The sequence below is a fragment of the Streptomyces sp. Inha503 genome (assembly GCF_047215865.1).
In the GTDB taxonomy this organism is placed as follows: domain Bacteria; phylum Actinomycetota; class Actinomycetes; order Streptomycetales; family Streptomycetaceae; genus Streptomyces; species Streptomyces lycopersici.
The window spans coordinates 2,486,023-2,499,882 of record NZ_CP178360.1; the positions used below are offsets into that span (position 1 = coordinate 2,486,023).

The 13,860-nt window shown below is 67.8% G+C and carries 1 pseudogene (only partly in view); it reads right to left on the reverse strand.

The window, feature by feature from the left end:
- Positions 1 to 13,860: pseudogene (locus ACJX2R_RS10215) on the reverse strand (SDR family NAD(P)-dependent oxidoreductase) (its annotated part extends past both window edges: 12,662 nt to the left, 3,913 nt to the right); the annotation flags it as partial.

Consider the following 13,860-nt stretch of genomic DNA (forward strand, 5'->3'; position numbering starts at 1 on the left):
ACGCGTGGCTGGTCGCCAACCGCGTCCACTTCCCCAACGTGGCCGCGGCCCGCAGTACGGAGGCCTCATCACCGGAGAGAACCACCGACGACGGCCCGTTGACCGCCGCGATCTCCACACCCTCACACAGAACCGCTTCTGCTTCTTCCTCGGAGACTGGAACAGCGACCATCACCCCGCCGGGGGGCAGGGCCTGCATGAGACGGGCCCGCGCCGACACCAATGTGCAGGCGTCTTCCAGCGACCACACTCCGGAGACGTATCCGGCGGCGAGTTCGCCGACAGAGTGGCCGATCACCGCATCCGGTCGTACACCCCACGACTCCAACAACCCGAACAGAGCCACCTGCAACGCAAACAAAGCGGGCTGGGCGTAACCGGTCTCATTCACCTCCAGATCGGGCACATCCAGCAGATCCCACACCTGCTGATGGATCTGTGCGAAGACGGGGAACGCGGCGGCCAGTTCCTCACCCATACCGGCACGCTGCGACCCCTGCCCCGGGAAGACGAACACCACCCGGGGATCGGTCACCGCGGTCCCGGTGACCGTATCGTCACCCAGCAGCACCGCCCGGTGCTCGAACACCGACCGCGTCACCGCCAGCGTCGCCCCCACAGCACGCAGATCCACCCCGGGCGACCCCGCCAGATACGCACGCAACCGGTCTTCGTACCTGTTCAGGGCGGGCAGCGTCTTAGCCGACATCACCAACGGCACCCACTCCGCCGCCGGCTCGACCACCGTGTTCTCCACAGCCTGCGCGGGAGGTGCGCTTTCCAGGATGACGTGGGCATTCGTGCCACTGATTCCGAACGACGACACACCCGCCCGACGCGGCCGACCCGAATCCGGCCACGGCTGGTTCTCCGTCACCAGCTCAACCGCACCCGCCGACCAGTCCACATGCCGCGACGGCTCATCCACATGCAACGTGCGCGGCACGAGACCGTTCCGCAGGGCCATCACCATCTTGATGACACCCGACACACCCGCAGCAGCCTGCGTATGACCCAGATTCGACTTCACCGAACCCAGCAGCAACGGCCGCTCACGATCCTGACCATAAGTCGCGAGCAGCGCCTGCGCCTCGATCGGGTCACCCAACGTCGTACCCGTGCCATGCGCCTCGACCACATCCACCTCAGCCGTGGCCAAACCCGCATTGCTGAGAGCAGCCTGAATCACCCGCTGCTGCGAAGGACCATTCGGCGCGGTCAGCCCGTTCGACGCGCCATCCTGATTGACCGCCGAACTGCGGAGCATCGCCAACACCTGGTGGCCCTTGGCCTGAGCGTCCGACAAACGCTCCACCAACAACACGCCGATGCCCTCGGAGAAGCCGGCACCGTCGGCACTGTCCGCGAACGCCTTACTGCGACCGTCACCGGCCAAGCCACCTTGACGAGCGAACTCCACGAAAGTCTGCGGCGTGGCCATCACAGTGACGCCACCGACCAGAGCCAGCGAACACTCACCCTGCCGCAGCGCATACCCCGCCTGATGCAACGCCACCAACGACGACGAACACGCCGTGTCCACCGTGATGGCCGGGCCTTCGAGACCGAAGAAATACGAAACCCGGCCGGACAGGACACTGGTCGCGCTCGCGGTGGCGCCAAAACCGCCGAGGTCGGCGCCGATGCCGTAGCCACCGGGGTACGCACCCATGAAAACACCGGTATCAGTACCGCGTACGGAACCAGGCTCGATCCCGGCCCGCTCGAACGCCTCCCAGGACACCTCCAGCACCAGCCGCTGCTGCGGATCCATCGCCAACGCCTCACGCGGACTGATCCCGAAGAACGAGGCATCAAAACCGCCCGCAGCATCCAGGAAGCCACCCCGCAAGCGATAGGAGTCACCAGCTGCGGGCCCAAACAGACCCTCCACATCCCAGCCACGATCAGTGGGGAAACCAGAGACCGCATCCGTACCCGACTCGACCAAGCGCCACAGATCCTCCGGCGACGACACCCCACCCGGCAGGCGACACGCCATACCCACGATCGCCAACGGCTCGTCCTGCCCCACCACCGACACCGGCCCGCGCACCGCAACAGGGGTTTCACCGACGAACAACTCCCCCAGCCGAGCAGCCAGGGCCGCCGGGGTCGGGTAGTCGAACACCAGCGTGGCGGGGAGCCGCAATCCCGTCGCCTTCGCCAGACCGTTCCGCAGTTCCACCGCCGTCAGCGAATCGATGCCCAAATCCTTGAACGCCGCGGTCGCCGGAATCGTGCTGGCGTCGGCATGTCCCAGAACCGTCGCGGCGCCGTCACACACCACCTTCAGCAGCGCCTTCTCCCGCTCCACAGGCGCCAACCGAGCCAGCCATTGCACCGACGAACCGCCGGTAGAAGCAGCCCGCCGGGCAACCGGACGCTGCAACAAACGCAACAACGCCGGAACCTCGACATCACGCACAGGCTCCATCGCCGCAGCGAGCAAAACTGGCTCACCATGACGTGACGCCGCCTCAAGCAAACCCATCCCACGACCCGCGGAGATGGCCCGCAAGCCACCACGCCGGATCCGGTCACGATCCGTGTCAGTCATTTCGGCGGTCAGACCACTGGCGTCCTCCCACAAACCCCACGCCACCGCCAGCGCAGGCAGACCCTCAGCACGACGCTGCTCCGCCAACGCATCCAGGAAAGCGTTGGCCGCCGCATAATTACCCTGCCCCGCGCTGCCTAGCACACCAGCGGCCGAGGAGTACATGACGAACGCCGCCAGATCGGCATCACGGGTGAGTTCGTGCAGGTGCCAGGCGCCATCGGCCTTGGGCCGCAGCACCGTCTCCAGCCGCCGCGCACTCAGGGACTCCACCACACCGTCATCGAGTGCACCGGCGGTGTGAATCACCGCGGTCAACGGATGCTCTGGTGGCACATCGGCCAGTACCCGCGCCAGCCCGGCACGATCGGACACGTCGCAGATCGCCGTATCGACCCGGGCGCCCAGCTCACCGAGCTCATTGATCAGCGCATCGTCCGGGGTGCTGCGGGACAGCAGCAACATATGACGCACACCCTGCTCGGCCACCAGATGCCGGGCCGCGATCCCCGCCAGGACACCTGAACCACCGGTGACCAGAACCGTGCCATTGGTGTCGAGTTGCTGAGGGATGGTGAGGACGATCTTGCCGATGTGGCGGGCGCGACTCATCCAGCTGAACGCATCACGGGCCTGACGGATGTCCCAGGCCCGCACCGGCAGGGGTTGTAGTACACCCTGTGTGAACAGGGTGAGCAGCTCCGCGATGATCTCCCGCAGCCGGTCCGGGCCGGCGTCCATCAGGTCGAACGCCTGGTAGCTGGTACCCGGCCGCTCGGCGGTGACCTGCTGCGCATCGCGGATATCGGTCTTGCCCATCTCCACGAACCGGCCACCACGAGGCAACAGATCAAGCGAGGCATCGACAAAGTCACCACTGAGGGAGTTCAGGACGACATCGACACCCCGACCGTCAGTGGTGTCCAGGACCACTTCCCGGAAACCAGTGGTACGCGAGTCCCCGATCCGGGCATCCTCCAGACCCGCCTCACGCAAGACGTACTGCTTACCGGTACTGGCCGTCGCGTAGATCTGCGCACCCAAATGACGGGCGATCTGGGTCGCCGCCATGCCCACACCACCCGCCGCGGCGTGGATCAACACCGACTCACCCGCACTCAGCCCGGCCAGATCCACCAACCCGTAATAAGCCGTGGCGAACACCACCGGCACCGATGCCGCCGTAGTGAAAGACCAACCATCAGGCATCACACCCAGCATCCGACGATCAGCGATCGCGACCGCCCCGAACCCGCCGCCCACAAGACCGAACACTCGGTCTCCCAGGGCCAGGTCGTGGACCCCCGGACCGACCTCGAGCACCACGCCCGCGGCCTCAGTCCCGATCACAGCCTCACCGGGGTAAGTGCCGAGCGCGATAAGAACATCGCGGAAGTTGAGCCCCGCGGCGCGTACGTCTACTCGTACTTCACCGGACTGCAAAGGCCGTTCGGCGGTGTCGGTGGGTACCAGCGCGAGGTCATGCAGGGTTCCGCTGCGGGACTGCTCCAGCTGCCACGCACGATCCCCGGGAATCGTCAGCGGGCTGCTTTCCGGCGCATTGGCCCGCACCAGCCGCGGCACCTCGTACCGGCCGTCGCAGACCCGCAGCCGCGGCTCGTCCAATCCGACAGTCGCGGCCAATTGCTGGAGGGTGAGGTTGTCATCGCTCTCCACCAGGACAAACCGGCCGGGGTGTTCCGACTGGGCAGACCGCATCAACCCCGACACTCCGGCGGCGGCCAGTCCGGTACCGGTCCGCACGACCAGTGTGCTGTCGGTGAAGCGTTCCCCGGCCAGCCAGGTCTGGACTGCCTGGAGAACCTGGGCGGTCAGCGTGCGAGTCTGTGCCAGCGGGTCCAGCGGGTCCAGCCGCTTCTCGCTGCTGTCGGGGAGCGCGGTGAAGACCACCACCTCGGGCACCGGCACATCACCCTCCGACGCCAGGTCTTCGAACCGGCCGACCGTCAGGCCGGTCTCCTGAGGGGTGGGTATCTCCGTCCAGATCACCGTGAGCAGGTCGTTGGCAGCGGAACCGAGCGTGTCGGCCGATACCGGCCGCGTTACGAGCGATCCGACGGTAGCCACCGGTCGGCCGCTGTCGTCGGCGACCCGCACACTCCAGCCGTCCGCCGCTGGTGTTATCGCAACGCGCAGCGTGGCCATGCCGGTGGCCTGGACCTGGACACCGTTCCAGGAAAACGGCAGCCGCACACCCTGCTCGGCGGCGTTGTCGAGTGTGTTCAGAATCCCGGCGTGCAGGGCAGCGTCCAACAGCGCCGGATGCACCGCGAACCGTGCCGCCTCCTGCGCCTGCTCCTCAGCCAGTACAACCTCGGCGAAGACGGTGTCCCCGTCGCGCCACGCGGCCTGCAACCCCTGGAAGGCGGGACCGTACTCATAACCGGCCCCGGTCAGCTGGTCGTAGAAATCGCCCAGGTCCACCGACTGTGCCCCTGCGGGAGGCCAAACAGCAAGCTCTGGCAGCGAGAGGGCAGAGTCAGAGACGCCGATCGTGGCCGAAACGTGGCGAGTCCAGGTATCGGCGCTATCCGCCCGGGAAAAGACCGTCACACCCCGGCGCCCGGATTCATCAGCCTCGCCGACCGACACGGACAGTTGCACACCGCCGGACGACGGCAGCAGAAGCGGGGTTTCGATCACCAGCTCATCGACGACGTCGCACCCCACCTCATCGGCGGCGCGGACGACCAACTCAACAAACCCGGTACCGGGCAGCAGCACACTGCCCCGCACCGCGTGATCAGCCAGCCAGGCATGCGTGGCAAGCGACACCCGCCCGGTCAACAGCACACCGCCGGACTCAGGCAACTCCACCGCCACACCCAGCAACGGATGGCCGCCCGCGGCCGACCGGTCCACACCCTCGGCCCAGAAGCGCTGGTGCTGGAACGCGTAGGTCGGAAGGTCCAGCACCCCTGGCGTGGCGGTGCCCAGGATCGCGGGCCAGTGGACGGCCACGCCCTCGACAAACGCTTGCGCCAGAGCGGTGAGCATCCGAGCGGCGTCCCCATCGTCACGCCGCAACGTGGCGACGGTCACCGCATCATCGTCCATCGCCTGCAACAACACCGGACTCGCACTGACTTCCACAAACACGGTGTCGCCCTCGGCACGCAACTGGCTGACGGCGGGGTCGAAGCCCACCTGCTCACGCAGGTTCCGGTACCAGTACTCCGCATCGAGCGGGCCCTCGACCCAGGTGCCATCGACCGTCGACAGCCACGGCACCACAGGAGCCTGCGAATCAACACCGGCGATGACACCCAGTAGCTCGTCACGGATCAGCTCGACATGCGGGGTGTGCGAGGCGTAATCGACGGCGATCCGCCGTACCCGCGCTCCCCGCGCCTCATGAACCGCCAGCACACGGTCCACCGCCTCCGGCTCACCCGCGATCACCGTGGACGCGGGACCATTACGGGCCGCGGTCCACGCCCCCTCGACCAGCTCGATCTCATGCGCGGGCAACGCGACAGATGCCATCGCACCCCGGCCCGCCAAGCCCCGCGCGATCACCTGACTGCGCAACGTCACGATCCGCGCCGCATCCCGCAACGACACCGCACCCGCCACACACGCCGCAGCGATCTCACCCTGCGAGTGACCGACCACCACATCCGGCCGCACACCGGCCGCCTCCCACACCGCCGCCAGGGAAACCATCACCGCCCAGGAAGCAGGCTGAACCACATCGACCCGGTCCACCACCGCCGGATCATCCAGCACCGTAAACAGATCCCAGTCCACGAACTCACTCAACGCCGCCGCACACTCGGCCATCCGCTCCGCGAACACCACCGAGGATTCCCGCAGCGCACTGCCCATCCCCAACCACTGCCACCCCTGACCCGGGAAGACAAACACCACCCGGGGGTCGGACATAGCAGTGCCGGTGCCGGTAACGGTGTCGTCGCCGAGAAGTACGGCGCGGTGCTCGAACACCGATCGCGTCAGCGCCAGAGTCGAAGCGACACCAGGCACGTCTGCCTCGGGTGAGGCCGCCAGGTAGGCGCGCAGCCGGTCCTCGTGTTCGGTCAGGGCCGGGTGCGTCTTGGCTGATATCACCAGCGGCACCAGCTCCGAGGCCACAACCGGTGTCTCTACGGGCTGCGCATTGTTTACGGACGGAGCGGGTGCGCTCTCCAGGATGACATGCGCGTTCGTACCGCTGACCCCGAAAGCCGACACACCCGCCCGGCGCGGCCGGTCGGTGACGGGCCAGGACTGGTTCTCCGTCACCAGCTCAACCGCACCGGCCGTCCAGTCCACATGCCGCGATGGCTCATTCACGTGCAGGGTGCGCGGCACCGTGTCGTGCTGGAGGGCCATCACCATTTTGATGACACCCGACACACCCGCGGCAGCCTGCGTATGACCGATGTTCGACTTCAATGTACCGAGCAGCAGAGGCCGCTCACGATCCTGGCCGTACGTGGCGAGCACCGCCTGGGCCTCGATCGGGTCACCCAACGTCGTACCCGTGCCGTGCGCCTCGACCACATCCACCTCGGCCGTGGTCAGACCCGCGTTGGCCAGTGCCTGCTGGATCACCCGCTGCTGGGAGGGTCCATTCGGCGCCGTAAAGCCGTTGGACGCGCCGTCTTGGTTTACTGCCGAGCCCCGAACGACTGCGAGCACCTGGTGGCCGTTGCGGCGGGCGTCGGAGAGCCGCTCTACCAGCAGCAGTCCCGCGCCCTCGGAGAATCCGGCACCGTCCGCACTGTCCGCGAACGCCTTACACCGGCCATCGGAGGCCAGACCACGCTGCCGAGCGAACTCGGTGAAAACCTCCGGCGTGGCCATCACCGTCACACCACCGGCCAACGCCATCGAACACTCACCATTTCGCAACGCCTGCGCCGCCAGATGCAAAGCAACCAGAGACGACGAGCACGCCGTATCCATCGTGATCGCCGGACCCTCAAGACCGAAGAAGTACGACAGCCGACCGGACAACACGTTGGGAGCCGCGGTCGCACCGTAACCCTCGCGGGCAGCACCGGCGCCGTAGCCAACGGGGAATGCACCAATGAAGACGCCGGTGTCGCTGCCACGTACGGAACCAGGCTCGATCCCGGCCCGCTCGAACGCCTCCCAGGAAACCTCCAACAGCAACCGCTGCTGCGGATCCATCGCCAACGCCTCACGCGGACTGATCCCGAAGAACCCGGCATCAAAGCCAGCCGCGGCATCCAGGAAGCCACCCTCCGCGCAGTACGACTTCCCTGCCGCCTCCGGATCCGGATCGAACAGATCCTCGAGGTCCCAGCCACGGTCGGTGGGGAAACCGGAGACCGCATCCGTACCCGACTCGACCAAGCGCCACAGATCCTCCGGCGACGACACCCCGCCCGGCAGACGGCACGCCATACCCACGATCGCCAACGGCTCGTCCTGCCCCACCACCGACACCGGCCCGCGTACCGCAACAGGATTCTCGCCGGAGAACAACTCCCCCAGCCGAGCGGCCAAGGCCGCCGGGGTCGGATAGTCGAACACCAACGTGGCGGGCAACCGCAACCCCGTCGCCTTCGCCAGACGGTTCCGCAACTCCACCGCGGTGAGCGAATCCACGCCCAGATCCTTGAACGCACCGGTCACGGGAATGGTACGGGCGTCGGCGTGCCCCAGAACCGTCGCGGCGGTGTCACACACCACCTTCAACAGTGCCTTCGCCCGCTCCTCCGGCGCCAAACCGGCCAGCCACTGCACCCCGTCGGCGGAAGCGGCCCGCCGGGCGATCGGGCGACGCAACGAACGCAGCAACGCCGGAACTTCTGCTGCCAGTACTGGATCCATCGACGCGGCCACCAGAAGCGGCTCACGACGATGCGATGCGCTGTCGAACAGCCGCATCCCATGCTCGGCAGAGATGGCCCGCAAACCGGTCAGGTCACCGGTCTCCTCTGACGAACCCCAGGCCAGCGCCAACGCGGGCAAGCCCTCGGCACGGCGTTGCTCGGCCAACGCGTCCAAGAACGCGGTGGCCGCCGCGAAGTTGCCCTGTCCTGGATTGCCCATGACACCGGCGGCGGAGGAATACATGACGAACGCGGCCAGGTCGGTGTTCCGGGTGAGTTCGTGGAGGTGCCAGGCGCCGTCTGCCTTGGGCCGTAGCACCGCGTCCAGCCGCTGCGCGGTCAGGGACTCCACGACGCCGTCGTCGAGTGCGCCGGCGGTGTGGATCACCGCGGTCAGAGGGTGTTCCGGTGATACACCGGCCAGTACCTGTGCCAGCCGGGCACGATCCGATACGTCACAGATTGCGGTGTCGACCCGGGCGCCCAGCTCGCCGAGTTCATTGAGCAATCCCTCGTCCGCAGTGGTGCGGGACAGCAGCAGGAGATGGCGTACACCACGTTCGGTCACCAGGTGGCGGGCGAGGGCGCCTGCCCGGACGCCGGAACCGCCGGTGATCAGGACCGTGCCATCCGGATCCCACACCTTTTCAGGCGCGGGCTCAGCAGCGTTCACACGGGCCAGCCGTGGCACTTCGAACCGGCCGTCGCTGACCCGCAGCCGTGGCTCGTCCAATCCGACGGTTGAGGCCAGTTGGTGGAGGATGAGGCTGTCGTCGTCGCTTTCCACCAGGACGAAGCGGCCGGGGTGTTCGGACTGGGCTGAACGCATCAGCCCTGACACTGCGGCGGCGGCCGGCCCGGTGCCGGTCCGTACGACCAGTGTGCTGTCGGTGAAGCGTTCCCCGGCCAGCCAGGTCTGGACTGCCTGGAGAACCTGGGCGGTCAGCGTACGAGTCTGTACCAGCGGATCAGGGCTGCTGTCGGTGTCAGGGCGTGCGGTGTAGACCGCCACGGCAGGGACCGGTACGTCACCGTCCGCCAGGTCTTCGTACCTGCCGACGCTCAGGCTGAGGCTGCTCTGCTGGGGAGTCGGAATCTCCGTCCATACCAGCGTGAACAGGTCATCGGCAGCGGAACCGAGTGTGCCAGCTGTCACCGGCCGGGTGATGAGGGAGCCGATGGTGGCCACGGGTCGGCCAGTGTCATCGGCGACCCGCACATTCCAGCCGTCTGTTGTCGGCGTTGCCGCGACGCGCAGCATGGCTGTGCCGGTCGCTCGGATTTGGACGTGGTTCCAGGAGAACGGCATCCGCACGCTCTGCTGTTCGGTATCGGGTGTGTTCAGGATGCTGGCGTGCATGGCGGCGTCCAACAGCGCCGGGTGTACGGCGTATCGTGCCGCCTCCTGCGCCTGCTCCTCGGCCAGAGCAACCTCGGCGTAGACGGTGTCCCCGTCACGCCACGCAGCCTCCAGCCCCTGGAACGCGGGACCATACTCGGTACCTGCCGCAGCCAGCCGATCGTAGAAGTCGGCCACGTTCACCGGCTGCGCCTGGGCTGGCGGCCACGAGGCGAACTCCGACAGCGAGAGGGGTGCGTCAGAGGCACTGATCGTGGCGGAAACGTGCCGGGTCCACGTGTCCGCGTCGTCCGCCCGAGAAAAGACCGTCACCGCGCGGTGTCCGGACTCGTCGGCCTCGGCGACGGATACGGACAGTTGTACGCCTCCGGTCCGCGGCAGGAGGAGCGGGGTTTCGATCACGAGCTCGTCGACGATGTCGCATTCGACCTCGTCGGCGGCGCGGACGACCAGTTCCACAAATGCGGTGCCGGGGAGCAGGACGCTGCCCCGGACCGCGTGGTCGGCCAGCCATGTGTGGGTGGCCAGTGATACTCGCCCGGTCAACAGCACACCATTGGAGTCCGGCAATTCCACCGCCACATCCAGCAGTGGATGACCGTCGGCGGTCGACCGGTCCACGTTCTTGAGCCAGTACCGCTGGTGCTGGAAGGCGTACGTCGGAAGGTCCAGTACCCGGGCTGTGGTGGTGCCGAGGATGGCGGGCCAGTCGACGGTGACGCCGTGGGTGTAGGCCTGTGCCAGGGCGGTGAGCATCCGGGTGGCGTCCCCGTCGTCACGGCGCAACGTGGCAATCGTGACCGCGTCGTCGTCCATCGCCTGCAACAGCACCGGGCTGGCGCTGACCTCGATGAACACGGTCTCGCCCTGGTCCTGCAACTGGCTGATGGCGGGGGCGAAGCCGACTGGTTCGCGCAGGTTCCGGTACCAGTACTCCGCATCGAGGGGGCCCTCGATCCAGGTGCCGTCCACGGTCGACAGCCACGGCACCACCGGAGCCTGCGAGTCGATACCGGCGGTGATGTCGAGCAGTTCGTCGCGGATCAGCTCGACCTGCGGGGTGTGCGAGGCATAGTCGACCGCGATCCGCCGCACCCGCGCCCCCCGCGCCTCATGAGCGGTCAGGACACGGTCGACCGCCTCCGGGGCACCCGCGATGACGGTGGAGGCGGGGCCGTTGTGGGCGGCGATGCAGGCGCCGTCGGCCAGCTCGACATCCTGTGCGGGCAGTGCGATGGATGCCATCGCACCCCGGCCCGCCAGCCCCCGGGCGATCGCCTGGCTGCGCAAGGTCACGATCCGCGCGGCGTCGCGCAGCGATACCGCGCCGGCTATGCAGGCTGCGGCGATCTCGCCCTGGGAGTGACCGATCACCGCGTCCGGCCGCACACCGGCCGCCTGCCACACCGCGGCCAGGGAAACCATCACCGCCCAGGAGGCGGGCTGGACCACATCGACCCGGTCCACCACCGCCGGATCATCCAGCACCGCAAACAGATCCCAGTCCACGAAGTCACGCAGGGCGGCCGCGCACTCGGCCATCCGCTCGGCGAACACCACCGAGGATTCCCGCAGCGCACTGCCCATCCCCAGCCACTGCCACCCCTGACCCGGGAAGACAAACACCACCCGGGGGTCGGGCATGGCAGTGCCGGTGCCGGTAACAGTGTCATCGCCCAGGAGTACGGCGCGGTGCTCGAACACCGACCGTGTCACCGCCAGTGTCGACGCGACAGCAGGCATGTCTGCCTCGGGTGAGGCCGCCAGGTAGGCGCGCAGCCGGTCTTCGGCCTCGGCCAGGGCGGACTGGGTCTTGGCCGATACCACCAGGGGCAGCACATCCGAGGCCACCACCGGCACCTCTACGGGCTGCGCCTCCTCCACAGGCTGGACGGGTGCGCTCTCCAGGATGACGTGAGCGTTGGTGCCGCTGACGCCGAAGGACGACACGCCTGCCCGGCGGGGCCGGTCGCCCTCGGGCCAGGACTGGTTCTCCCGCACCAGCTCAACCGCGCCCGCCGACCAGTCCACATGCCGCGACGGCTCGTTCACGTGCAGGGTGCGGGGGACCGTGTGGTGTTGCAGGGCCATCACCATCTTGATGACGCCCGACACACCCGAGGCGGCCTGGGTATGGCCGATGTTCGACTTCAGCGAGCCCAGCAGCAGGGGCCGCTCACGGTCCTGGCCGTACGTGGCGAGTACCGCCTGGGCCTCGATCGGGTCACCCAGCGTCGTACCCGTGCCGTGGGCCTCGACCACATCGACCTCGGCCGTGGTCAGACCCGCGTTGGCCAACGCTTGCCGGATCACCCCCTGCTGGGAGGGTCCATTCGGCGCGGACAAGCCGTTCGACGCACCGTCCTGGTTGACCGCTGAGCTGCGGACTACTGCCAGTACCTGGTGGTCGTTGCGGCGGGCGTCGGAGAGCCGCTCTACCAGCAGGACGCCGACGCCCTCGGCCCATCCTGTGCCGTCCGCGGCGTCGGCGAAGGCTTTGCACCGGCCGTCGGTTGCCAGGCCGCGCTGGCGGGAGAACTCCACGAAGCTTTGTGGTGTGGCCATCACGGTGGCGCCGCCGACCAGAGCCAGCGAGCACTCACCTTGCCGGAGGGCGTACCCGGCCTGGTGCAAAGCCACCAGTGATGACGAGCAGGCCGTGTCGACGGTGATGGCGGGGCCTTCGAGGCCGAAGAAGTACGACACCCGGCCGGAGAGGACACTGGTCGCGCTCGCGGTGGCTGCGAAGCCGCCGAGGTCGGCACCGGTACCGTAGCCACCGGCGTAGGCGCCCATGAAGACGCCGGTGTCGCTACCGCGTACGGAACCGGGCTCGATCCCGGCCCGTTCGAACGCCTCCCAGGACACCTCCAGCACCAGCCGCTGCTGCGGATCCATCGCCAGTGCCTCACGCGGGCTGATCCCGAAGAACGAGGCGTCGAAGCTGGACGCGTTGTCGAGGAAGCCGCCCTCCACGCAGTACGACTTCCCCGGCGCATCCGGGTCCGGGTCGTACAGACTCTCCGCGTCCCAGCCACGGTCTGTGGGGAAACCGGAAACCGCATCCGTACCCGACTCGACCAAACGCCACAGATCCTCCGGCGACGACACCCCACCCGGCAGACGGCACGCCATACCCACAATCGCCAACGGCTCATCCTGCCCCACCACCGAGGCAGTGCGTACCAGCACAGGATTCTCGCCGGTGAACAACTCCCCCAGCCGGGCAGCCAAGACCGTCGGGGTCGGGTAGTCGAACACCAACGTGGCGGGCAACCGCAACCCCGTCGCCTTCGCCAGGCCGTTCCGTAGCTCCACCGCGGTCAGCGAATCGATACCCAGATCCCTGAACGCTCCGGTCACCGGAATGGTGCGGGCATCGGCGTGCCCCAGAACCGTCGCGGCGGTATCACACACCAGCTTCAGCAGTGACTTCGCCCGTTCCTCCGGTGCCAGAGCGGCCAGCCACTGTGCTCCACCGGCGACAGCGGCCCGCCGGGCGATCGGGCGGTGCAACGAGCGGAGTAGCGCCGGGACTTCGGCCTCCCGCACCGGATCCATCGGTGCGGCCACCAGAACCGGCTCACCACGACGCGACGCGGTGTCGAACAGCCGCATTCCGTGCTCGGCGGTGATGGTTCGCAGGCCGCTACGCCGGATTCGGCCGTGGTCGGTGCCGGTCAGCTTTGCGGTCAGGCCGCTGGCGTCCTCCCAGAGGCCCCAGGCGAGTGCGAGCGCGGGCAGGCCCTCGGCTCGGCGTTGTTCGGCCAGCGCATCCAGGAACGCGTTCGCCGCCGCGTAGTTACCTTGCCCCGCACCACCCATGACACCGGCCGCCGAGGAGTACATGACGAATGCGGCCAGGTCGGTGTCGCGGGTGAGTTCGTGCAGGTGCCAGGCGCCGTCGGCCTTGGGCCGCAGTACCGTCTCCAGCCGCTGCGCGGTCAGGGACTCCACCACACCGTCATCCACCACACCCGCGGTGTGGATGACCGCCGTCAGGGGATGCTCCGGTGACACCCCCGCCAGCACCTGCGCCAGCCCGGCACGATCCGACACGTCACAGGCCGCTGTCTCCACCGCGGCACCCAACTCGGCCAGCTCGCTGAGCAGTA